Origin of the sequence: Ruminococcus sp. Marseille-P328 (assembly GCF_964249465.1) — a bacterium.
Classification (GTDB): Bacteria; Bacillota; Clostridia; order Lachnospirales; family Lachnospiraceae; genus Blautia_A; species Blautia_A faecis.
Map to the genome: position 1 here is coordinate 1 of NZ_CAXUBQ010000011.1, position 23,910 is coordinate 23,910.

Consider the following 23,910-nt stretch of genomic DNA (forward strand, 5'->3'; position numbering starts at 1 on the left):
GGAGCGTTGCGCCGGCGAGTGAGCAATCACCATTGTCCGAATGCGTCCGCCTTGAACAACTTTCAACACACTAAATATCAAAACACCATCTTGACAGCTTTGCAAAAAATGCATATAATAATATCTTAGCGAAAGCACAATTACACAAACTTCGTCTGCGCACCAGCAATACCTATTATATACGATTAGGGCTTGTACTGGTTTCGACGGGGGTTTTGAAGTTGTGGAAGCCATCCGCAGTCTCCCGAACTGCGTAATAACGGGAAATTCTAAATATAAACGCTGACGATCAGTTAGTAATGGCAGCCTAAGTGCTGCCCGTCAGTCCTGTTGCACTCACACTTCAGGAGTCTGGCGTCGACCTTGTGAGAAACCTTGCCGGGTAAGCTTTGCCCCGGTAGATGTATCATGAAGCTACTGAAGCAGTAAGCCTGTCGGTGGGCGTGCTGTGGAGGGAATGTTAATACAGCGACTGTGATGGGAGATGCCGCAAGGGATAGACTTTCGGACGCGGGTTCAATTCCCGCCAGGTCCATAGTGAAAACGCCGTATTTACGGCGTTTTTTCTTTTTCGTGTTGCATTTCGTGTTGCATAGTTGTGAAATGCGAATTAATTTTATCTGTAAATTTCTTTTGCTCATCGTTGATCACATTTCTGTATACAGCCTTTAGAACGGTATCTGTTTTCCATCCACCTCTTGCCATAATGTACTGATCCGGGCTACCAATTGCGTGCATGATCGAAGCAGAGTAATGTCGGAGATCATGAAAACGGAATGGTATAACCATTCCTTCAAATGGACTTATTGATTGCTACAGTGCTGTTACAATATAAGCCTTTTATGTTTGGACTATTAAATTCATAGTCCATTACGTCTATACCGTCCGCGCAGGTCTGGTCTTGTAATTCCTCATATGTGCTCATGTAAACACCTCCCGCTTTAGTATATCTCAATACGTGTACAAAAATCTGTACAGTTGCTTCCACAAAAAGAAAATTGACAAATATTTCGGAGTGACATATAATATATTTAACAAGAGAACCGTTGGTCAGTGCACACCTGACCGCCGGATAAAGCATCAGCTAAAAATAGCGCCTTACTTTACCAGAGCAGGGGCGCTATTTTTTATGCGAAAAAGTAATAACAAGAGTTATGACTGCACAAAGCATAATTACAAAAGTAAATAAATCACTGTATGTAACCATCAGCACCAGCCTCCTTTCACAAAAGTGTCCGGCGGCTGACATAACACCCCAACAGTTCCCTGGGTAAATATATTATATTGTCAATGTACATTCTGGCAGATATGCCGATTATTTCCTTTTGTTTTTCACAAATTCAGCAAACTGGCGAATTTCATTCAATTCGTCTTCGGTGTATTCTTTGCCATCAAAATGAGCGGCAAGAGTGGTAAGTTCGTCATTAAGTCCGAGGAGAGTATCAGCAGAAACATTTAAGCAATCAGCAATTTTCTTTATTGTATTTACGTTTGGTTCTCTATTTCCACTCTCATATAATGAATATGTAGATTTTGCTACGCCAATATTTTCTGCCACTTCTTTCTGGGATAATCCAGATCTTAAGCGAGCTTCTTTTAAATTGTCATTAAAATTGTCACCCATAATTGGTACCTCCTGATAATTCGATTATAGTTGCATATTGAAAAAACTGTCAACAGAAAAGTTTGCAAAATGAAAAGAAAAGTATTGATAAATTTGCAAATAGAAATTATAGTATAATTTCAGTTTGCAAAACGCAAATAAGCGAAAGGAGGAAATGAGATGTTTAGAAATTTAGAAGCGGAACAAGCCAGATTTGGTTATACAAATCAGCAGATGGCAGACAAGTCAATGATGTTTGCAACTGACAACGAACCAAGAGAGAAAGGAGATGACAACGATCGTAATGACGGTTATTTTTGGTTATCAGTGTCTTCGGTCGATTTGGAATTATCAGTACCTTCTTCAACAGGTGAGCATGTGTCTTGAGTCTGTGAATACTGTTTATGCAGCTCTTCGACAGTTTCTTTTAACTATGACATTTTTCTTGAAATATGTTAAGAGCACATAACTAAGTTCGGCACATAATTACGGTTATGTTCTTAAGCACATAACCGTAAAAACTGGCTGTTCTGTGACACACCAAGCGGAGCCCAGGCCAGCGCTATTGTGTACACAATGGTAGAAATGGCAAAAGCCAATGGAGTAAACGTCTATCATTATCTTACCTATCTGCTGGAAAAACTGCCTGATGATTGGATGAGTGATGATGAATTAGAACTTCTGGCGCCATGGAACGAAACTGTCAAAGCTGAGATCGAACGTCGTGCAAACGAATCAAATCAATCATATGTGAATTGTCAAGGTGCTCCGGCTACTGAAAAGTAGTCGAGGATTTTTCTTACAGAGAATATTTAAATAAATATGATGTAAACAAAGACGCATGAGTGTGGAGTGTGTGATTGAGAAATTTCAGAAAAAGTGAAAATCAGTCAGGGCCCCCTTTGGGGAGTCCCTGACTAAATGTAGCTATTCCTCAAATTCCGCAATCACCACATACCCACTAAGCGGTGCCTTTTCCACACTGACAATGGTTCCTTCCTTTGCCTTGATTCTCTGTGAGTTCGGATAGCAGCCGGACATGGCTACAGCAGGCTCAATGATATAGCTGTAGTTCATGTAGGACTGATATTCCGTGATCTGAATCTTATCTCCCGGTTTCACCAGTCCCGGACGCTCCATTTTAAAACTTTCCTGACGCATGTGAATTCCCTCTTTTCAAAAATTGATTTATATTTTACACTGTACTTAGAGCGTGTTTGAAAAATCATTCCCGCAACCTGCACGCCCCACTTTGCGGGAGATTTCACCCGAATTCGGTTGCCGTAGCCCGCTACGGCGCCCTCATCCGAGCGAAATCTCCCACAAATTGTGACGCACATCTTGCAGAAAGCCTTTTTTAAACACGCTCTAGCATAGCACAAAACAGAAAAAAAGTCATCTGTAAGAAAATGTGCTGGCGTTCACAAAATCATCATACCCCTGTGTTAAGATACAGGTAAATCGTACAAAAAGGTATAAAAACCATGCGATAAATGAGGTTGACCAAAAAGGGAGGACAAGATATGGATACATTAAAAATCCTTGTAGTGGATGATGAAAGCCGAATGAGAAAGCTTGTAAAAGACTTTTTAACAAAGAAGAATTTTCAGGTGCTGGAAGCAGGAGATGGCGAGGAAGCCATGGATATCTTTTATAAGGAAAAAGATATTGCCCTGATCATCCTGGATGTAATGATGCCAAAGATGGACGGCTGGGAAGTATGCCGTGAGGTGCGCAAGAATTCTAAAGTACCGATCATCATGCTGACAGCAAGAGGAGATGAGCGTGATGAGCTTCTTGGTTTTGACCTGGGTGTGGATGAGTATATTTCCAAGCCATTCAGCCCGAAGATCTTGGTAGCCAGAGTAGAAGCTATCCTTCGCCGTACCGGACAGACCGGAGCGGAAGATGTGCTCAGCGCAGGGGGAATTGTGATCGATAAGGCTGCCCATCTTGCAACAGTCGATGACAAGCCTATGGATCTTAGCTTTAAGGAATTTGAGCTTCTTACTTACTTTTTGGAAAATCAGGGAATTGCTCTTTCCAGGGAAAAAATCCTTAATTCTGTTTGGAATTATGATTATTTCGGAGATGCCAGAACCATTGACACACATGTGAAGAAATTAAGAAGTAAAATGGGGGATAAAGGTGAGTACATCAAGACCGTATGGGGAATGGGTTACAAGTTTGAGGTAGAGTGATGAAGAAATCAAAGAAGCCAAAGAAAATCCGCTCCATAAAGCACCAGATCACGTTTACATTTATAGGTCTTTTATTCCTTTCCATTCTCACGATTTCCATGATCAACGGAGCATTTCTGGAAAAATATTATGTGTCAAAAAAGACGGAAACTCTTCTGGAAGCAAGGGAAGTGCTGAGTCAGATCAACACGGATTCTATGACAGAGGACGATGTGGAAAGCGAGCAGGAAGAATTGTCTTCTGAGATCATTCAGGAAAGCTCCAGGAATAATCTGACCTGGGTGGTTGTCAATGAGGATAATACGAAATATCTGTGCTGGCCGGAGAATGAAGATCAGCTGAGAAGCAAGCTGTTTTTTGGTTATGCCAGTGATCTTGACATGGATAACGGAAAAGGCACAATTCTGAAACAGACGGATAACTGTGTGGTTCAGCAGGTATATGACCGTTTCGTGGGCATGGATTATGTAGAGTGCTGGGGGAAATTTGACAATGGCAATTATTTCCTGATCCGAAGCCCTCTGGAAAGTATCCAGGAAAGCGCAAATATTTCCAATAAGTTTTATTTCTTTGTAGGAATTGTCATTATTGTTATAAGTGGAATGTGTATTATGGCAGTAACCAGAAAGCTGACCAGACCTATTTCCGAGCTGACGGAGCTTTCCCGTAAGATGACAGATCTTGATTTTGAAGCCAGATATAAAAGCAAGGCCGGCAATGAAATTGATGTGCTGGGAGATAATTTTAACAAGATGTCCAGTCAGCTGGAGCATACTATTTCCGAGCTGAAATCTGCAAACAATGAGCTGCAGAAGGATATTGAGAATAAGGTGAAAATCGATGAAATGCGAAAAGAGTTTCTGGATAATGTTTCCCATGAGCTGAAGACACCCATTGCTCTTGTGCAGGGGTATGCAGAAGGTCTGAAGGAGAACATTAATGATGATCCGGAAAGCATGGATTTTTACTGTGACGTCATTATTGATGAAGCTGCCAAGATGAATAAGCTGGTAAAGAATCTTCTTACGCTGAATCAGCTGGAATCCGGAAAAGACGCAGCTGTTATGGAGCGTTTTGACCTGACCGCATTGATCAAAGGCGTTCTTTCCACCATGGATATCATGATCAGGCAGAAAGAAGCCCGGGTGATTTTTAATGAGACAGAGCCTCTTTATGTCTGGGCAGATGAGTTTAAGACAGAAGAAGTTGTGACGAATTATGTAAGCAATGCCTTGCATCATCTGGATGGAGAAAAAATTGTGGAGATCAAAGTCCAGAAACAGGAAAACAGAGTGAAAGTAACGGTATTTAATACCGGAACCCCAATCCCGGAAGCCGATCTCCCGAATCTGTGGAACAAGTTCTACAAGGTAGACAAAGCCCGCACCAGAGAGTATGGCGGAAGCGGAATCGGACTTTCTATTGTAAAGGCTATTATGGAAGGTATGAATCAGCAGTACGGTGTTCAGAACTTTGATAACGGGGTGGAATTCTGGTTTACCCTGGATCGGAAATAATTGTTTTATTTAGCTCTTTGCAACCGCCTGTTTTTGCGTTATACTGTAAGAATATGAAAGTGTATGTTCAGCAATATTGTGCTTTGGGAAGGCAGTATTTGCTGATTAAAAGCATTTATATGATGGCAGAAAATGCTGCACACAATAGACGCAGTATTGACGAAAAACAGACAACAGGAGGAGCCCGAATGATAGCAATAATTGACTATGATGCAGGCAATATAAAAAGTGTGGAAAAAGCCCTTCATTACCTTGGAGAGGAAACTGTAGTTTCCAGAGATCCTCGGGTATTACTGAGTGCAGATAAAGTAATTCTTCCAGGTGTTGGAAGCTTTGGAGATGCCATGAATAATCTGAATAAATTCGGACTTGTTCCTGTGATCCGGGAGCTTACAGAGAAAGGAACTCCATTCCTTGGAATCTGTCTGGGTCTGCAGCTCCTTTTCGAATCCAGTGACGAAACTCCGGGAGTGGAGGGACTTGGAATTTTGAAAGGTAAGATCGTGAAGATTCCCCCGGCTCCTGGACTTAAAATTCCTCACATGGGATGGAATTCTCTTCACCTTCAGAATGATGGCCGCCTGTTTAAAGGAATTCCGGAAGAGACTTACGTCTACTTTGTTCATTCCTACTACCTTCAGGCAAAAGAACCTGAAATCGTGAAGGCGACTGCGCAGTATGGCGTAACTATTCATGCCTCCGTTGAAAAGGACAACATATTTGCCTGCCAGTTCCACCCGGAGAAGAGCAGCAAGTACGGTCTGAAAATACTGGAGAATTTTGCGAAGCTTGGGAAGGAGGCATAATTATGTTTACAAAGCGAATTATTCCCTGTCTGGATGTAAATAATGGACGAGTAGTGAAAGGTGTTAATTTCGTAGACCTGAAGGATGCAGGAGATCCTGTGGAAATTGCGAAAGCATACGACGCAGCAGGAGCAGATGAAGTGGTATTTCTTGACATTACAGCCTCCTGTGAACAGCGTGACACAGTAGTAGATATGGTGCGAAAAGTTGCAGCCAACGTATTCATTCCATTTACAGTTGGCGGCGGGATCCGTACTGTAGATGATTTCCGGAAGCTGCTCCGCGAAGGTGCAGACAAGATTTCTGTAAACTCCGCAGCCATTGACCGTCCGGAATTAATCCGTGAGGCAGCAGATAAATTCGGCAGCCAGTGTGTAGTAGTTGCCATTGACGCTAAGCGTCGTCCTGACGGCGGCTGGAACATCTATAAGCATGGCGGTCGTTTGGATACAGGCATTGATGCCATTGAGTGGGCGAAGAAAGCAGAAGCCCTTGGTGCAGGAGAAATCCTCCTTACCAGCATGGACTGTGATGGTACCAAGGCTGGCTACGACATCCCATTAACCCGCGCAGTATCTGATGCCGTATCCATCCCGGTCATCGCTTCCGGTGGTGCCGGTACCCTGGAACACTTCTACGAAGGCCTTACCGACGGCGGTGCCGATGCAGTTCTGGCAGCTTCCCTGTTCCACTATAAAGAACTGGAAATTTCTCAGGTGAAGGATTACCTGGCTGAAAAAGGTGTTCCGGTAAGACGATAGAATATTAAAATTGCTATTTAGTGTGTTGGTCGTTATTCCGGACGCGATTTCACAATGTATATTCACCGCCGCGCGTCGCAACGTTCCGGCAAGCTAATGACTAACTACGACTAAGACGCTCAGGAAAGCCTTCGCGCCTAAGTCTCCGTAAGTCATGGATCTCGCCTCCACTAAAACCGCTCCTGAAATGCGCGGCTTGCGAATATACATTGCAAAATCGCTGGTTACTGGAAAGGGAAGAATGAAACAGTAACGACAACAACGCGGGTGGGGTGAAGTAGTTGGTATCCCGCAACTTTATTGTTTTTTGCCAATCTATCATTGCCAAGAAAGTATCGGGAAACCAATCACTCCCCCTCCCCCCTCTGTCGAAAGTTCCTATGCACAAATAAGTCCCAGACAGTACACAGCATTCGGGCAATGGTGATTGCTCTAGCGAGCCATTTCAGGCGCGGTTTTAGCGTAGGCGAAATCCACTGCTTACGGAGACTTAATCGTGAAGGCTCTCCTGAACGATTTAGTCGCAGTTAGCAGTTAGTTCGCTGGAGCGTTGCGCCGGCGAGTGAGCAATCACCATTGTCCGAATGCGTCCGCCTTGAACAACTTTCAACACACTAAATAGTAAAATACAAAAGATGAGGTGACAATTAAAATGGGCCAGATAACAGGAGACTGGCAGGCCGCGCTGAGGAATGAATTTCATCAGCCCTATTATGCCAAACTATATAAAACAATAATGGAAGAATACCGCACCAGAAAAGTATTCCCACCGCCCCAGGATATGTTTAATGCTTTCGAATACACCCCGTTAAACGATGTAAAAGTAGTTATTCTGGGTCAGGATCCCTATCATAACGATGGACAGGCCAACGGCCTTTGCTTCTCTGTAAGAGAAGATATAGACATTCCCCCGTCTCTGGTAAACATTTATAAAGAACTCCACAGCGACCTGGGCTGCTATATTCCTGACAACGGCTGCCTGGAAAAATGGGCAAAACAAGGCGTATTTCTTCTGAACACAGTACTGACTGTCCGCGCCCACCAGGCGTTTTCACACAGAGGAATCGGCTGGGAACAGTTTACCGATGCGGTTATCCAGACCCTGAATGATCAGGACCGCCCGATCGTATATCTTCTCTGGGGAAGACCTGCCCAGATGAAAAAAGCAATGCTGAACAATCCGAAGCAGCTGGTACTCACAGCTGCACATCCAAGCCCGCTGTCTGCGTCAAGAGGATTTTTCGGATGCAGGCATTTCAGCCAGACCAATGAATTTCTGGAGAAAAACGGGTTTGCCCCCATTGACTGGCAGATTGAAAATATCAAAAAGGAACAATAAGAAATGGGGAAAAAGAACGATAACACACTTGTAAAAAATGCTTCATTCCTGATGATCGCGGCATTGATCTCCAAGATCATCGGAATGCTCTATAAAAGTCCGCTTTCCAATACTCTTGGAAATAACAGTATGGGTCTTTTCAATTATGCCCAGAATGTTTACTTTATCCTGCTGATGATCGCTTCTTTCAGCATTCCGCAGGCAGTATCCAAGATTATGGCAGAAAAGCTGGCTTTTAAACGTTACAGAGACGCCCAGAAGGTATTTCACTGTGCGCTGTTATATGTAATCATAATGGGAGGCGTAGTAGCACTTTTTTGTCTTTTCGGTTCGTCTATTCTGGTGCCGGAATCCATGTCCGGAGCCAGACTTGCACTGAAAATGCTGGCACCAACCATTTTCCTGTCAGGAATTCTTGGTACCTTCCGAGGTTATTTTCAGGCATATCGAAACATGCTCCCTACCTCATTGTCCCAGATTGTGGAACAGTGTTTTGTAGCGGTTTTTGCAATCCTGATGTCTACTGTCATGCTGAATAAATTCAGTAGTGCGGAAGAATCTGTACGAAATGCCTGGGGGGCTGCCGGAGCTACTATGGGAACCGGTGCAGGAGTTGCATCAGCATTGCTTTTCATGCTTTTTGTATACTGGGTAAATCGAAAGAATATCAAAAAGAGACTGGCAAGGGATACTCATTCCCGTGATGAGGCCACCGGTGAGGTTATGAAGAATATCGTTCTCATCGTAATGCCGATCATCCTCAGCTCTTTTATTTACAATGTAAACGGCTTTATTAACAGTTATATGTATTCCGGCATTCAGGGCTTTAAAGGAATTGACCATGATACCATTACAAGTCTCTACGCGGAATATGGCTATTATATGACCCTGATCAATATTCCCCTTACGCTTGCAAGTACAGCACCTACATCCATGATTCCGGAGGTTTCTGCCCAGTATGCCAAGAGGGACATGGACAGTGCCAGAGACAAGATTGACCGCGCAACCTGGATCAGTATGTTTATTTCCATTCCATGTGCAGTTGGACTTGCAGTTCTTGCCGGCCCGATCACAAGGCTTTTGTTTCCGCGAACAGAGGGGGCAGCAGCTCAGCTGATGATGCTTGGTGTCATTACCATCATCCTCAATGGAAATTCCAATATTTCCAATGGTGTGCTACAGGGAATCGGAAAGCCCAATATCCCCATGATCAATGCGGCAATTGCCCTGGTGGTGGATGTGATCGCCATGGCAATTCTGCTGTTTGCAACTGACCTTGGCGTATATGCCATTGTAGTGGCTATGATTATTTATGCGGTTGTTATGTGTCTGCTGAACGAGCGGGCGATGAAACAGTATATGCAGTACAAAAATCCATGGAGAAGTGCTTATCTGAATCCACTTCTGGCATCTGTGCCTATGGCTGTAGTGGCTGGATTTTCCTATTATGGAATTTATAAGCTGATCCATTCCAATTTTATCAGCCTTGGAATCGCAGTGGTTCTTGGAATGGCTGCCTATTTTATTGTATATCTGGCAGTGAGCAAGCCATCTGATGAGCAGTTTGCCATGATGCCAGGCGGAGCCTACCTGAAGAAAATTGCAGGGAAACTGCCGTTTTAGAACATGGTTTTTAAATATGCTATTAAAATTATAATATATTGACTTTTAGATATGCATAGGTTATAATGCCATTCGGCAAGAAAGAAGCGATATGTTCAATGTATGCAGCACGAAAGCCCTCAGAGCGGCAACTCTGAGGGCTTTCTTCTTGTATTTTTTCGGAATACGAACCGAGGCTAGTTGTTATTTTTCGCCTCTTCTGTCTTCAAATTCTTCTGTGCAGTAGAAAGCATTAATTTAATTCGGTTCAGCTGGTTTACCTCGCTTGCACCCGGGTCGTAGTCGATGGCTGCAATATTCGCCTTCGGATACTGACGGCGGATTTCTTTGATAACACCTTTGCCAACGATGTGGTTCGGCAGGCAGCCGAACGGCTGGATACAAACAATATTCGGAACATCATCATGGATCAGCTCCATCATTTCACCGGTCAGGAACCATCCCTCGCCAGTCTGGTTACCCTCAGAAACAATGGGGCGTGCCATCTTCGCCAGATCACGGATATCTGCAGTAGGATGGAAATGACGGCTTTCCGCAAGTGCCTCATTTGCAGTCTTACGAACCCAGTCGATTGCCTTAATACCTATATTTCCAAAGAATGCCTTGGATTTCTTAAAGCCAAGATTGTCGACCTTGAAATTCTGATTGTAGAAGCAGTAGGACATAAAGTCGATCAGATCCGGTACCACAGGCTCAGCTCCTTCTGCTTCCAGAAGCTCTGCAAGGTGATTGTTTGCAGCCGGAAGGAATTTAACCAGGATCTCACCTACAATACCAACACGAGGCTTCTTCTCATCACTGATCGGGATGGTATCGAAATCGTGAACCATTTCCCGGCACATTTTCTTAAACTGGCTGTGGCTTAATGAGCTGCCGGTAAGAAATGCAATCACACGTTTTTCCCAGATCTTGTGCTTGCGGTTTACAATGCCTTTCTCCAGTTCATATGGGCGCATGCGGTAAATACATTTCATAAAAATATCACCAAACACAGCGGCATACACAACAGCCTTCACCAGCGGAAGAGTAAGCTTAAATCCAGGGTTGCTCTCCAGACCGCTAAGGTTAAGGGAGATAACCGGAACCTGTTCCATTCCCGCTTTCTTAAGGGCACGGCGGATAAAAGCAATATAGTTGGACGCACGGCATCCACCGCCTGTCTGGGACATGATAACTGCAGTCTTGTTCAGGTCGTATTTGCCTGATAAAAGAGCGTCCATAATCTGTCCCACAACGATCAGGGAAGGATAGCAGGCATCATTATTTACATATTTCAGACCTACATCAACAGCGTGCTTATTGTCATTTGGAAGCACCTCCAGATGATAGCCGTTTGCATTAAAAGCAGCTTCCAATAAGGAGAAGTGCACCGGTGACATCTGCGGGCAGAGGATGGTGTAATCCTTGCGCATCTCCTTGGTAAACGCAACCTTTTCAATAGAGGACGGTTTAATGGTGCGCTCCCTTTTCTGTGCATCCTTTGCACGGAGGGCTGCAAGAAGAGATCTGACACGGATCCTTGCGGCACCAAGGTTGTTAACCTCATCAATTTTTAGGCAGGTGTAAATCTTGCCGCTGCCATCCAGAATTTCGTAAACCTCATCAGTGGTGACTGCGTCAAGTCCGCAGCCAAAGGAGTTCAGCTGGATCAGATCCAGATCATCACGGGTTTTCACAAAGTTTGCTGCTGCATACAGTCTGGAGTGGTACATCCACTGGTCATTGACACGAATCGGGCGCTCAACAGGTACCAGATGGGAAACAGAATCCTCAGTGAGGACTGCCACACCATAGCTGTTGATCAGATCCGGGATACCGTGATGAATCTCAGGGTCAATATGGTAAGGACGACCAGCCAGAACGATGCCCCGGCGGCCTGTCTCCTTCAGGTACTGAAGTGTCTCCTCACCTTTTTTCTCAATGTCCTTATGTACGGCAGCCATTTCCTCCCATGCCTTGTGAGCGGCTTCCTTCACCTCAGATTCCGGGATATCCGGGAAAATCTCAGTCAGTCTCTTTGTAACGATCTCTTCAGAGGTCAGGGCCAGGAACGGATTCATAAAGGTAATGGACGGATCGTGAAGCTCGTCCACATTGTTCTTAATATTCTCTGCATAAGAGGTAACGATAGGGCAGTTGTAGTGGTTGACTGCATCCGGGAATTCATTTCGCTCGTAAGGGATACACGGGTAGAAAATGAATTTCACACCATTTTTGATCAGCCAGGTCACATGTCCGTGGGCAAGCTTGGCTGGATAGCACTCGGATTCACTTGGAATGGATTCAATGCCCAGCTCATAAATCTTTCTAGTAGAGGTAGGAGAAAGCACTACCTGATATTTCAGCTCAGTAAAGAAGGTATACCAGAAAGGATAATTCTCAAACATATTTAAAACTCGCGGAATACCAACTTTTCCCCGGGTAGCCTTATCCGGAGAAAGAGGCGGATAGGAGAAAAGCCGTTTGTACTTGTATTCATAAAGGTTGGGGATATGATCCTTATTCTTCTCCTTACCAATACCGCGCTCACAGCGGTTACCGCTTACGAACTGACGCCCGCCAGTGAATTTGTTGATGGTAAGACGACAGTTATTGGTACATCCGTGGCAGTTGGCCATGGAGGTGGTATATTTCAGCTCGTTGATCTTGTCAATGGAAAGCATGGTGGTTTCACGGCCTTCTGCGTGGTAGCGCTCCTTGGCAATGAGGGCAGCACCGAAAGCCCCCATAATACCGGCAATGTCAGGACGAATAGCTTCACAGCCTGCTATACGCTCAAAGCTTCGAAGAACACCGTCGTTGTAGAAGGTTCCACCCTGTACCACAATATGACGTCCCAGTTCTTTGGCATCGGAAACCTTGATAACCTTGTAAAGCGCATTCTTAATAACAGAGTATGCAAGACCTGCAGAAATATCAGCTACGGATGCGCCTTCCTTCTGGGCCTGCTTTACTTTGGAGTTCATAAATACAGTACATCTTGTTCCAAGGTCAATGGGGTGCTCTGCAAACAGGGCAGCCTTGGCAAAATCCTGTACGGAGTAATTCAGAGACTTGGCAAAGGTTTCGATAAAGGAACCACAGCCGGAGGAACATGCCTCGTTCAGCTGTACGCTGTCTACGGTCTGATTACGGATCTTGATGCATTTCATATCCTGTCCGCCGATATCGACGATACAGTCAACCTCCGGGTCGAAGAAAGCTGCTGCATAGTAATGGGAAACGGTCTCAACTTCCCCCTCATCCAGCAGAAGAGCGGCCTTCATCAGAGCCTCGCCGTAGCCTGTGGAACAGGAAAATGTAATGTGTGCATCCTCCGGAAGAATGCTGTAGATCTCCTGGATAGAACGGATGGCTGTCTTAAGCGGGCTTCCGTTATTATTGCTGTAGAAGGAGTAAAGCAGGGTTCCGTCCTCACCTACAAGAGCTGTCTTGGTGGTGGTGGAACCTGCATCAATACCCAGATAGCAGTTGCCGTGATACTGGGAAAGGTCACCCTTCTTTACCTGATAGGCACTCTGACGCTTGTTAAATGCCTCATAGTCTTCCTCCGTGGCAAACAGAGGCTCCATACGTTCCACCTCGAAATCCAGTTTGATGGAGTTCTTCAGGCGGTTTGTCATATCTGTAAGGGAAACGGTTACCTCATCCTTCGCATTCATAGCAGAACCCATAGCTGCGAAAAGATGGGAATTTTCAGGTGTGATAGCGTGCTCGTCATCCAGCTTCAGGGTACGGATAAAGGCAGCCTTCAGCTGATCCAGAAAGTGAAGGGGACCGCCGAGAAATGCAACATGACCGCGAATCGGCTTGCCGCAGGCAAGACCGGAAATGGTCTGGTTTACAACTGCCTGGAAAATGGAAGCGGAAAGATCCTCCTTGGTGGCGCCGTCGTTGATCAGAGGCTGGATGTCAGTCTTGGCAAATACACCGCAGCGGGCTGCGATGGGGTAAAGCGCTTTGTAATTCTTCGCGTATTCGTTCAGCCCGGTAGCATCAGTCTGAAGCAGGGATGCCATCTGATCGATGAAAGAACCGGTACCTCCTGCGCAGATACCATTCATACGCTGTTCAATATTGCCGCCTTCGAAGTAGATGATCTTGGCATCCTCACCGCCAAGCTCGATGGCAACATCCGTCTGGGGCGCAATCTTCTGAAGAGAAGTGGATACCGCAATTACCTCCTGTACAAAAGGAACGCCAAGGTGGTTGGCAAGGGTAAGTCCGCCGGAGCCTGTGATCACCGGATGAAGGGTAAGCTCTCCAAGTTTGCCATAAGCTTTCGTCAGAAGCTCTGCCAGTGTTTCCTGGATGTTGGCGAAATGACGCTGGTAATCTGCGAAAAGTAGGGTGTCGTTTTCATCAAGTATTGCAATTTTGACAGTGGTGGAACCAATGTCAATTCCTAATGTATATTTGTTGCTCATGTAAAGAATATGCCTCCTCATCTGTTGCATATGTGCTTAAATCGTTACTGTTCACTTCGTTTACAGTAACACGCTTCGCGATGCACAGAAATCATGCTTTGCATGATTTCGCGCCGCAACTCTCGGGTTTTCTGTGAACTTTGTTCACAAAAAACACCTCGCGGAATGTTACCAGTGAACAGTAACCTTAAATCTTCTTATTTATATGTGAAAAATTCAAATGCAAATATTCCGTAATATTATACGATACCCCGGCTTAAATGACAATGTAAAAGTTTAACAAGGATTCTTTGCACAAGTGTTGAATTTTCGGTTATTTCGGGCTATAATATATGAAGTTTTCTGCCTGTGTTTTACACTCTTTTGTAAGTGTAAAAAGAAAAATGTCTTTGCAGGGCTGCAGAAACAGAAATTTTTTTGAAGATAAAGACTTAAAAAAGAAAGGATTCACATATGGCAAAATATACACTTATGAAAACAGAAGGCCGTGCCAAGCGTGCCCAGTTTGAGACTGTACATGGAACCATCCAGACACCTGTGTTTATGAACGTAGGAACTGTTGGAGCCATCAAGGGTGCAGTATCCACCATGGATCTGAAAGATATCGGTACCCAGGTCGAGCTTTCCAATACCTATCATCTCCATGTAAGAACAGGCGACAAGCTGATCAAGGAATTTGGAGGACTTCACAAGTTTATGGTCTGGGACAGACCGATTCTTACTGATTCAGGCGGATTCCAGGTGTTTTCCCTGGCAGGGCTTCGCAAGATCAAGGAAGAGGGCGTTTATTTCCAGTCCCACATTGACGGTCATAAGATTTTTATGGGACCGGAGGAGAGTATGCAGATCCAGTCTAATCTGGGTTCCACTATTGCCATGGCATTTGACGAATGTCCAAGCAGCGTGGCAAGCAGAGAATATGTCCAGGCTTCTGTAGACCGTACTACCAGATGGCTGGAGCGCTGTAAGGCAGAGATGGCCAGACTGAACGGGCTGCCGGATACAGTGAATAAAGAGCAGCTGCTTTTCGGAATCAATCAGGGAGCTATCTATGCAGATATCCGTATTGCGCATGCAGATACCATTTCCAAACTGGATCTGGACGGCTACGCAGTTGGCGGTCTTGCAGTTGGGGAAACTCATGAGCAGATGTATCATATTCTGGACGAAGTCGTGCCTCACCTTCCGCAGAACAAACCTACCTATCTGATGGGAGTAGGTACTCCTGCCAATATTCTGGAAGGAGTCGCAAGAGGAATCGACTTCTTTGACTGCGTATATCCAAGCCGTAACGGACGTCATGGACATGTGTACACCAATCGCGGTAAGCTGAATCTGTTTAATGCGAAATATGAATTGGATCCGTCCCCAATCGAAGAGGGATGTCAGTGTCCTGCCTGTCAGCATTACAGCAGAGCCTATATCCGCCACCTTCTGAAAGCGAAAGAAATGCTTGGAATGCGCCTTTGCGTGCTTCACAATCTTTACTTCTACAATCACCTGATGGAGGAAATCAGGGATGCACTGGATCAGGGCAATTTTGCAGAATATAAAGAAATGCGACTGGCTGGTTTTGAAGAGGGAAAAATTAACAGCAGATATAGTAAATGAAATTAATATAAAAAATCGGAAAAATACTTGAAGAATCAAATTATTTTGTGTATTATATACTATAATGCGCTGGTGAAAAAGACAGGGCGTGATAGTAAGATACAGGAGGAATAGCAAATGGACGCATCAAGCGGAATGAGTATGGGATTTACCATCGTATGGCTGGTTGTACTTTTCGGTATTATGTATTTTCTGATGATCAGACCTCAGAAGAAAGAGCAGAAGAGAGTACAGGCGATGCTCAGCGATATGGCTGTAGGTGACAGTATTGTAACTACAAGCGGCTTCTACGGTGTCATCATTGACATGACAGAAGAAGACGTGATCGTAGAGTTCGGTAACAATAAGAACTGCCGTATCCCTATGAGGAAACAGGCAATTGCCGAAGTTGAGAAAGCAGAGCAGGCTTCTGCATAATCAGATTCATCCGAATATGACAGAAACTAAGAACAGGCTTCATTCCATAAAGGGATGGGGCCTTTTTTCTTCGTAAATGTTTTTTGAGAATGGGAAAAAGGCAGTTTTTTGACAGTTTTTTACTTTAACATGTTGAAATATTAAAGAAAGTGCGTTATTATAATAACAATTATCCATTGGTGTCAGGCGAGAGGTGATTTTCCGCTGGCATTCAGAAACGAAGGAGAGGAAATTATTATGAATTACAACATTTCACTGATTCCCGGAGACGGAATCGGTCCGGAAATCGTTGCAGAAGCAAAAAAAGTTCTGGACAAAATATGTGAGAAATATGGACATACTTTTTCTTATTCTGAAGTACTTTTAGGCGGAGCTTCCATTGATGTACATGGAGTACCGCTTACAGACGAGGCAATCGCTACAGCGAAAGCTTCTGATGCAGTTCTTATGGGCTCTATTGGTGGAGATGCCAAGACATCCCCATGGTATAAGCTGGAGCCATCCAAACGCCCGGAGGCAGGACTCCTTGCCATTCGTAAGGCACTGAATCTTTTTGCAAACCTTCGCCCTGCATATTTATACAACGAACTTCGTGCAGCATGCCCTCTTCGCGATGAGATCATTGGAGACGGATTTGACATGATCATCGTACGAGAGCTTACAGGCGGTCTTTATTTTGGCGAAAGAAAAACAGTAGAAGAGAACGGCGTAAAGAAAGCCATCGATACCCTTTCCTACAACGAAAATGAGATTCGCAGAATTGCCATCAAGGCATTTGACATTGCCATGAAACGCCGCAAAAAAGTAACAAGCGTCGACAAGGCAAATGTTCTGGATTCCTCCAGGCTTTGGAGAAAAGTAGTAGAAGAAGTAGCGAAGGATTACCCGGAAGTTGCTCTTGAGCATATGCTGGTTGACAACTGTGCAATGCAGCTGGTGAGAGATCCGAAGCAGTTCGATGTTATTCTCACTGAGAATATGTTCGGCGATATTCTTTCTGATGAGGCCAGCATGGTGACAGGATCTATCGGAATGCTTTCTTCTGCCAGCCTGAACGAGACAAAATTTGGCCTTTATGAGCCAAGCCATGGCTCTGCACCTGATATTGCAGGAGAGAATAAGGCCAACCCGATCGCAACCATCCTTTCCGCAGCCATGATGCTTCGTTTTTCCCTGGATCTGGATGAGGAAGCAAATGCAGTTGAGGCTGCTGTACAGAAGGTTCTGACTGCCGGATACCGTACCGGTGACATTATGTCTGAGGGATGCACTCTGGTTGGAACGAAAGAGATGGGTGACCTGATCGCTAAAGAAATTTAGAATTCGGAATAAACAAAATGATTTATCAGCAGTGAAAAATGCTTATCCAGGAAATTGCATGAGCCGGGTGATATCCGCTTATAAGCAAATGGATCATTTTTTTCGGCTATGAAGCAAAAAGGAGATACAAGTTATGAGAAGTGACGCAGTAAAAACAGGCACACAGCAGGCACCTCACCGTTCCCTGTTCAATGCCCTTGGAATGACAAAAGAAGAAATGGAGCGTCCATTAGTAGGAATCGTTTGTTCCTACAATGAGATTGTACCAGGCCACATGAACCTAGATAAAATCGCACAGGCTGTAAAGCTTGGCGTGGCAATGGCTGGAGGAACTCCGGTCATGTTCCCTGCAATCGCTGTCTGTGATGGTATTGCAATGGGACATATCGGTATGAAATATTCCCTTGTAACAAGAGACCTGATCGCAGATTCCACAGAGGCCATGGCACTGGCTCACCAGTTTGACGCTCTTGTTATGATCCCGAACTGTGACAAGAACGTACCGGGACTTCTGATGGCAGCAGCCAGAATCAACGTTCCTACCGTATTCGTAAGCGGAGGCCCGATGCTGGCTGGTCACTTAAACGGACACAAGACAAGTCTATCCAGCATGTTTGAGGCTGTTGGTGCTTACGCAGCAGGCAAGCTTACAGAGGAAGGCCTGACTGAGTGTGAGAACAAAACATGTCCGACCTGCGGTTCCTGTTCCGGTATGTACACTGCAAACAGTATGAACTGCCTTACTGAGGTTCTTGGTATGGGACTGAAAGGAAACGGAACCATCCCGGCTGTATATTCCGAGCGTATCCGTCTTGCAAAGCATGCAGGAATGCAGGTTATGGAAATGTACCGCCGCAACATCCGTCCAAGAGATATTATGACAAAAGAGGCACTTCTGAATGCCCTTACGGTAGATATGGCTCTTGGCTGTTCCACAAACAGTATGCTTCATCTTCCGGCAATTGCACATGAGATTGGCTGGGATTTCGATATCAGCTTTGCAAATGAAATCAGTGCAAAGACTCCGAATATCTGCCACCTTGCACCTGCAGGCCCTACCTACATGGAAGACCTGAACGAAGCAGGCGGCGTATACGCAGTTATGAACGAGCTGAATAAGAAGGGACTCCTTCACACAGAATGCATGACTGTAACCGGAAAAACAGTAGGCGAGAATATCAAGGACTGTGTAAACCTGAACCCGGAAGTAATCCGCCCGATCGACAATCCATACAGCACCACAGGCGGACTTGCTGTACTTCGGGGCAATCTTGCACCAGACGGAAGCGTTGTAAAACGTTCTGCAGTTGTTGCGGAGATGATGGTTCATGAAGGACCTGCAAGAGTTTTTGACTGCGAGGAAGACGCAATCGCAGCAATCAAAGGCGGCAAGATCGTAGAAGGTGACGTTGTTGTCATCCGTTATGAAGGACCGAAGGGTGGTCCTGGAATGAGAGAAATGCTGAATCCTACCTCTGCAATCGCAGGTATGGGACTTGGTTCTTCTGTAGCCCTTATTACAGATGGACGTTTCAGTGGTGCATCCAGAGGCGCTTCCATCGGACATGTTTCACCAGAGGCAGCAGTAGGCGGTCCCATCGCCCTTGTTGAGGAAGGGGATATCATCAGCATCAATATTCCAGAACTGAAGCTGGAACTGAAGGTTTCTGATGAAGAGCTTGCAGCAAGAAAAGCAAAATGGCAGCCGAGAGAGCCGAAGGTTACAACCGGATACCTGGCAAGATATGCAGCAATGGTTACTTCCGGAAACCGCGGTGCGATCCTCGAGGTTCCGAAAGCGAAATAATAAGATTCTTATCCGGACATGTGAATGGAATTATGGTTCATGAAAGCATGGTTCTTTCATAGCAAATGTCAGGGATTTTTACAGTATAATATACCAGGAGGAAATGAAATTGCAGCTTACAGGAGCGGAGATCATCATAGAATGTTTGCTGGAGCAAAGTGTGGATACCGTTTTCGGATATCCAGGCGGAGCTATTCTGAACGTTTATGACGCCCTTTACCGATACAGTGATAAAATTAAACATGTACTTACTTCCCATGAGCAGGGAGCTTCCCACGCGGCAGACGGTTACGCCCGTGCGACAGGAAAGGTCGGAGTGTGTCTGGCAACTTCCGGCCCAGGTGCAACCAACCTGGTAACCGGAATTGCCACCGCGTGTATGGACTCTGTTCCTGTGGTAGCAATTACCTGTAATGTTGGAACTGCCCTTCTTGGAAAAGATTCCTTCCAGGAAGTTGATATCGCAGGCATTGTAATGCCTGTGACAAAACACAGCTATATTGTCAAAGATGTAACAAAGCTTGCAGACACCATCCGCAAAGCTTTTATCATCGCCAAAAGCGGTCGTCCTGGTCCGGTACTCGTAGATGTGCCAAAGGACGTAACCGCAGCAAAATGTGAATATATCCGTCACACCATCACAGCCGTAGAGCCGAAGGTTGACACCATCCGTCCGAAGGATGTGGATACAGCAGCCCAGATGATCGCAGCAGCGAAAAAGCCATTTATTTTTGTTGGCGGCGGTGCTGTGATCGCAGATGCATCTGAAGAAGTCCGTGCACTTGCCCACAAGATCCAGGCTCCGGTCTGCGACAGCCTTATGGGAAAAGGGGCTTTTTCCGGAGAGGATGAGCTTTACACAGGTCCGGTTGGAATGCATGGAACCAAAACTTCCAACTACGCAATGTGCGAGTGTGACCTTCTGATCACTCTTGGTGCACGCTTCAGCGACCGTGTGACAGGAGATACAAAGACCTTCGCGCCGAAGGCAAAGATCCTGCAGATCGATGTAGATGCAGCGGAGATCAACAAGAATATTGCAGTTGATGCTTCCGTGATCGGAGATCTGAAGGAAGTGCTGAAGCTTCTCCTTGTGAAAATCCCGGAGAAGCGCCATGATGAATGGGTACAGCATATTCAGGATATGAAAGCTAAGTATCCGTTGAATTACGATCATTCCCAGCTTACCGGACCCTACGTGATCCAGAAGCTTTATGAACTGACTGGTGGAGATGCAATCGTTTCCACAGATGTAGGACAGCACCAGATGTGGGCTGCCCAGTATTTCAAATTCAAGGAGCCGAGAACCTTCCTGACATCAGGAGGGCTTGGTACTATGGGTTACGGCCTTGGCGCAGCAATCGGAGCAAAGATGGGCTGCCCGGACAAAACCGTGGTAAATATAGCAGGAGACGGCTGTTTCCGTATGAACATGAACGAGATTGCCACGGCAGTTCGCTGCGGCAAACCTCTTGTCCAGATCATTCTGAACAATCATGTTCTGGGAATGGTACGCCAGTGGCAGACTCTGTTCTATGAACAAAGATATTCTCAGACCATCTTAAATGATGGTGTGGACTTCGTGAAAGTTTCTGAAGCAATGGGAGCAAAAGCAATCCGCGTTACGAAGATGGAAGAAGTAGAGTCTGCACTTAAGATGGCGCTTTCATCAGAGGGCCCGGTAGTTCTCGACTGCTGGATCGACCAGGATTTAAGCGTATATCCTATGGTTCCTGCAGGAGCAAGTTTAGACGAGGTATTTGATGAGGAGGATGTGAAGAAATGAGCAGAGTGTACAATTTTTCCGCAGGACCGGCGGTTCTTCCGGAAGAGGTGTTGAAAGAAGTCGCAGATGAAATGATGGATTACAATGGTACCGGCATGTCCGTTATGGAAATGAGCCACAGAAGTGCTGCATTCCAGGAAATCATCGACACAGCTGAGAAGGACCTTCGTGAGCTGATGAATATTCCGGACAACTATAAAGTACTTTTCCTTCAGGGCGGCGCTTCCCAGCAGTTTGCCATGATCCCAATGAACCTTATGAAAAATAAGGTGGCTGACTACATTGTAACCGGTCAGTGGGCAAAGAAAGCATACCAGGAAGCACAGAAATACGGAAAAGCGAACAAGATTGCTTCTTCCGAGGATAAGACCTTCTCCTACATTCCGGATTGCAGCGATCTGCCGATCAGCCCGGATGCAGACTATGTTTATATCTGTGAGAACAACACCATTTATGGAACCAAGTTCAAAGAGCTTCCAAATACAAAGGGCAAAACACTTGTGGCAGATGTATCCTCCTGTTTCCTTTCCGAGCCGGTTGATGTGAGCAAATACGGTATTATTTATGGCGGCGTTCAGAAGAACATCGGACCTGCAGGTATGGTAATCGCCATTATCCGCGAGGATCTGATCACAGAGGATGTTCTTCCGGGAACACCTACCATGCTTACCTATAAGACACATGCAGACGCTGGTTCCCTTTATAATACACCGAATGCATATTGCATCTACGTATGCGGTAAAGTTTTCAAATGGCTGAAGAAAATGGGCGGTCTGGAAGAGATGAAGAAACGCAATGAAGAGAAAGCAAAAATTCTCTATGATTTCCTTGATTCCAGCAAGCTTTTCCATGGTACCGTTGTTCCGAAGGACCGTTCCCTTATGAATGTTCCTTTTGTAACAGGAGATAAAGAGATGGATGCGAAATTTGTTGCTGAGGCTGCCAAGGCAGGACTTGTGAACTTGAAAGGCCACAGAACAGTTGGTGGTATGAGAGCAAGTATTTATAATGCAATGCCAAAGGCTGGCGTGGAAGCGCTGGTTGCATTCATGAAAAAGTTTGAGGAGGAAAATGCCTGATGTTTCAGTATCATTGCCTGAATCCTATTGCCCAGAAAGGCCTGGACATTTTTGATGATAATTATAAAAAAGCAGACACTCTGAATGACTGCCAGGCAGTTCTTGTAAGAAGTGCCAAGATGCATGACATGGAGCTGCCGGAGAGTGTTGCTGTGATCGCACGTGCCGGAGCTGGAGTCAATAACATTCCGGTGAAAGAGTGTGCAGAGAAAGGCATCGTTGTATTTAATACTCCTGGAGCCAATGCAAATGGTGTAAAGGAGCTGGTTCTTGCCGGTATGCTTCTTGCTTCCCGTGACATTGTGGGAGGTATTGAGTGGGTACAGAGAGAAAAAGACCAGGAAGATATTGATAAGCTTGCTGAGAAACAGAAGAAACAGTTTGCAGGCTGTGAGATCATGGGCAAAAAGCTTGGTATCATCGGTCTTGGTGCTATCGGAAGCATGGTGGCAAATGCAGCAGCTTCCCTTGGAATGGAGGTTTATGGATATGATCCATACATTTCCATCGATGCAGCATGGAACCTTTCCCGTACTATTAAGCACAGCAAGAGCTTAGATGAGATTTACAGCAAGTGCGATTATATCACTGTACATGTACCGCTTCTGGATTCCACAAAGAAGATGATCAACAAAGAGGCTTTTGATAAGATGAAAGACGGTGTTGTACTTCTGAACTTTGCCCGTGACCTTCTGGTTGACGAGGATGCGCTGATTGAGGCGCTGAACAGTGGCAAGGTGAAAAAGTATGTAACAGACTTTGCCAACCATACAGTTGCAGGTCATGAGGGCATTCTGGTAACTCCTCATCTTGGAGCATCCACAGAGGAATCTGAGGAGAACTGTGCAGTTATGGCTGTGAAGGAGGTTCGTGATTTCCTTGAGAATGGTAATATCAAAAACTCCGTAAACTTCCCGAACTGTGATATGGGTACCTGCGTGGCAGTTGGACGTATTGCCATTACACATAAGAACATTCCTAACATGATCAGCCAGTTGACCAAGATCCTTGGTGCTGAGGGCCTGAACATTGCAGACATGACCAACAAGAGTAAAGGTGAGTATGCGTATACTCTGATCGATCTGGAGAGTGCAGCTTCCGCAGAGGCGCTGGATGCGCTGAAGGCCATTGATGGCGTTTCAAAGGTTCGTGTGGTAAAATAAATTCGAATACAGATAATTGACATTAAGACAACAGAATGTTAATATAAGTATAGAAAAAGCGTGTTGCCGATAGACGGTTAGTCCATATACTGGTTAGCAAAAATTGCCGCTTAGTTTACAGACAGGGCGGCTATTTTTGTGTATTATTTACATCTTTACCCAATGTGTATCCTATTGTAAAGCAGGTTAAGCCGAAGCTTACAACTGCTATAAGGTCAACAATACTCATTGGCTTAGCCCTCCTTTCCACTGAATTCCCTTACGGGTTTCTATGTAATCAGAGAGTCACAGTCCCTCTGTTGAAGGACTAACCGCCTACCGTTATGGCAACACCCATATAATAATTATATCAGCTTTGGTAAGGAAACACAACCTGGATATTTAACAATAGAATAAAAAATATTTTAATAATAAAAACAGAAACAACTAATTCGGAAGAATTAGTTGTTT

The 23,910-nt window shown here is 45.2% G+C and carries 21 protein-coding genes, 1 other RNA gene and 1 pseudogene; 16 read left to right on the forward strand and 7 right to left on the reverse strand.

Features of this window, described 5'->3' with window-relative positions; translation table 11 throughout:
• Positions 1–234 (reverse strand): hypothetical protein (locus ACESTK_RS09195; RefSeq protein ID WP_373119575.1); only part of this gene is annotated, 234 nt, incomplete at its 3' end.
• Here ACESTK_RS09195 and ssrA point away from each other — a divergent pair.
• Positions 189–538, forward strand: a transfer-messenger RNA (tmRNA) gene (gene ssrA / locus ACESTK_RS09200). The two genes, ACESTK_RS09195 and ssrA, sit on opposite strands and share 46 nt — an antisense overlap.
• 14 nt (positions 539–552) lie before the next feature.
• Here the strand turns inward: ssrA and ACESTK_RS09205 are convergent.
• From ACESTK_RS09205 to ACESTK_RS09215, 3 genes are all read right to left on the reverse strand, one after another.
• Positions 553–705: a hypothetical protein gene (locus ACESTK_RS09205; RefSeq protein ID WP_233456192.1), complete on the reverse strand. Its 153-nt coding sequence runs from the start codon at positions 703–705 to the stop codon at positions 553–555.
• An 88-nt stretch (positions 706–793) separates the two neighbouring features.
• Positions 794–925, reverse strand: coding sequence for a hypothetical protein (locus ACESTK_RS09210; protein ID WP_267904441.1), 132 nt, complete (start codon positions 923–925; stop codon positions 794–796).
• A 390-nt stretch (positions 926–1,315) separates the two neighbouring features.
• Positions 1,316–1,624 (reverse strand): helix-turn-helix domain-containing protein, encoded by a 309-nt coding sequence (locus ACESTK_RS09215; protein WP_148461842.1) that lies wholly within the window; start codon positions 1,622–1,624, stop codon positions 1,316–1,318.
• Between the two features lie 159 nt (positions 1,625–1,783).
• On the opposite strand from ACESTK_RS09215, the gene ACESTK_RS09220 reads away from it, so the two are divergent.
• Positions 1,784–1,990 (forward strand): hypothetical protein, encoded by a 207-nt coding sequence (locus tag ACESTK_RS09220; protein ID WP_373119577.1) that lies wholly within the window; start codon positions 1,784–1,786, stop codon positions 1,988–1,990.
• A 126-nt stretch (positions 1,991–2,116) separates the two neighbouring features.
• Positions 2,117–2,389: pseudogene (locus ACESTK_RS09225) on the forward strand (transposase domain-containing protein); the annotation flags it as partial.
• A 141-nt stretch (positions 2,390–2,530) separates the two neighbouring features.
• On the opposite strand, the gene ACESTK_RS09230 reads toward ACESTK_RS09225, so the two are convergent.
• Both ACESTK_RS09230 and ACESTK_RS09235 read right to left on the reverse strand, forming a co-directional pair.
• Entirely contained in the window at positions 2,531–2,764 is a 234-nt protein-coding gene (locus ACESTK_RS09230) for a hypothetical protein (protein WP_118584275.1), read from the reverse strand.
• Entirely contained in the window at positions 2,722–2,985 is a 264-nt protein-coding gene (locus tag ACESTK_RS09235; RefSeq protein ID WP_373119579.1) for a DUF6783 domain-containing protein, read from the reverse strand. Before ACESTK_RS09235 ends, ACESTK_RS09230 begins: the two co-directional genes overlap by 43 nt.
• A gap of 141 nt (positions 2,986–3,126) precedes the next feature.
• Between ACESTK_RS09235 and ACESTK_RS09240 the strand changes: the two genes are divergently transcribed.
• The 6 genes from ACESTK_RS09240 (at position 3,127) to ACESTK_RS09265 (ending at position 9,850) form a co-directional block, all read left to right on the forward strand.
• A complete protein-coding gene (locus ACESTK_RS09240; RefSeq protein WP_118584277.1) occupies positions 3,127–3,804 on the forward strand; it encodes a response regulator transcription factor in 678 nt (225 codons plus the stop codon).
• The gene (locus ACESTK_RS09245; RefSeq protein ID WP_118584278.1) at positions 3,804–5,321 is read left to right on the forward strand and encodes a cell wall metabolism sensor histidine kinase WalK; all 1,518 of its coding nucleotides are present in this window, start codon (positions 3,804–3,806) and stop codon (positions 5,319–5,321) included. The genes ACESTK_RS09240 and ACESTK_RS09245 overlap by 1 nt, the downstream gene beginning before the upstream one ends.
• A 188-nt stretch (positions 5,322–5,509) precedes the next feature.
• A complete protein-coding gene (gene hisH, locus ACESTK_RS09250; RefSeq protein ID WP_373119580.1) occupies positions 5,510–6,127 on the forward strand; it encodes an imidazole glycerol phosphate synthase subunit HisH in 618 nt (205 codons plus the stop codon).
• A gap of 2 nt (positions 6,128–6,129) precedes the next feature.
• Positions 6,130–6,888, forward strand: coding sequence for an imidazole glycerol phosphate synthase subunit HisF (hisF, locus tag ACESTK_RS09255; protein ID WP_173717557.1), 759 nt, complete (start codon positions 6,130–6,132; stop codon positions 6,886–6,888).
• Between the two features lie 652 nt (positions 6,889–7,540).
• On the forward strand, positions 7,541–8,227 hold the full coding sequence (ung, locus tag ACESTK_RS09260) for a uracil-DNA glycosylase (protein ID WP_373119582.1): 687 nt from the start codon (positions 7,541–7,543) through the stop codon (positions 8,225–8,227).
• A 3-nt stretch (positions 8,228–8,230) separates the two neighbouring features.
• Positions 8,231–9,850: a polysaccharide biosynthesis protein gene (locus ACESTK_RS09265; RefSeq protein ID WP_148461838.1), complete on the forward strand. Its 1,620-nt coding sequence runs from the start codon at positions 8,231–8,233 to the stop codon at positions 9,848–9,850.
• A gap of 176 nt (positions 9,851–10,026) precedes the next feature.
• On the opposite strand, the gene ACESTK_RS09270 is transcribed toward ACESTK_RS09265, so the two are convergent.
• A complete protein-coding gene (locus ACESTK_RS09270; RefSeq protein WP_373119584.1) occupies positions 10,027–14,277 on the reverse strand; it encodes an acyl-CoA dehydratase activase-related protein in 4,251 nt (1,416 codons plus the stop codon).
• A 453-nt stretch (positions 14,278–14,730) separates the two neighbouring features.
• On the opposite strand from ACESTK_RS09270, the gene tgt reads away from it, so the two are divergent.
• The 7 genes from tgt (at position 14,731) to ACESTK_RS09305 (ending at position 23,460) form a co-directional block, all read left to right on the forward strand.
• Positions 14,731–15,888, forward strand: a complete 1,158-nt coding sequence (gene tgt, locus ACESTK_RS09275; RefSeq protein ID WP_148461836.1) for a tRNA guanosine(34) transglycosylase Tgt — start codon at positions 14,731–14,733, stop codon at positions 15,886–15,888.
• Positions 15,889–16,005: 117 nt separating this feature from the next.
• A complete protein-coding gene (yajC, locus tag ACESTK_RS09280; RefSeq protein WP_118584184.1) occupies positions 16,006–16,305 on the forward strand; it encodes a preprotein translocase subunit YajC in 300 nt (99 codons plus the stop codon).
• A 237-nt stretch (positions 16,306–16,542) separates the two neighbouring features.
• On the forward strand, positions 16,543–17,625 hold the full coding sequence (gene leuB / locus ACESTK_RS09285) for a 3-isopropylmalate dehydrogenase (protein WP_373119586.1): 1,083 nt from the start codon (positions 16,543–16,545) through the stop codon (positions 17,623–17,625).
• A gap of 133 nt (positions 17,626–17,758) precedes the next feature.
• On the forward strand, positions 17,759–19,432 hold the full coding sequence (gene ilvD, locus ACESTK_RS09290) for a dihydroxy-acid dehydratase (protein WP_148461834.1): 1,674 nt from the start codon (positions 17,759–17,761) through the stop codon (positions 19,430–19,432).
• A 103-nt stretch (positions 19,433–19,535) separates the two neighbouring features.
• Positions 19,536–21,218 carry a biosynthetic-type acetolactate synthase large subunit gene (gene ilvB / locus ACESTK_RS09295; RefSeq protein ID WP_373119587.1) on the forward strand — a complete coding sequence of 561 codons (1,683 nt, stop codon included), beginning with the start codon at positions 19,536–19,538 and terminating at the stop codon, positions 21,216–21,218.
• On the forward strand, positions 21,215–22,297 hold the full coding sequence (serC, locus tag ACESTK_RS09300; protein ID WP_148461832.1) for a 3-phosphoserine/phosphohydroxythreonine transaminase: 1,083 nt from the start codon (positions 21,215–21,217) through the stop codon (positions 22,295–22,297). The genes ilvB and serC overlap by 4 nt, the downstream gene beginning before the upstream one ends.
• On the forward strand, positions 22,297–23,460 hold the full coding sequence (locus tag ACESTK_RS09305; protein ID WP_373119589.1) for a phosphoglycerate dehydrogenase: 1,164 nt from the start codon (positions 22,297–22,299) through the stop codon (positions 23,458–23,460). The genes serC and ACESTK_RS09305 overlap by 1 nt, the downstream gene beginning before the upstream one ends.
• Positions 23,461–23,910 lie beyond the last annotated feature (450 nt).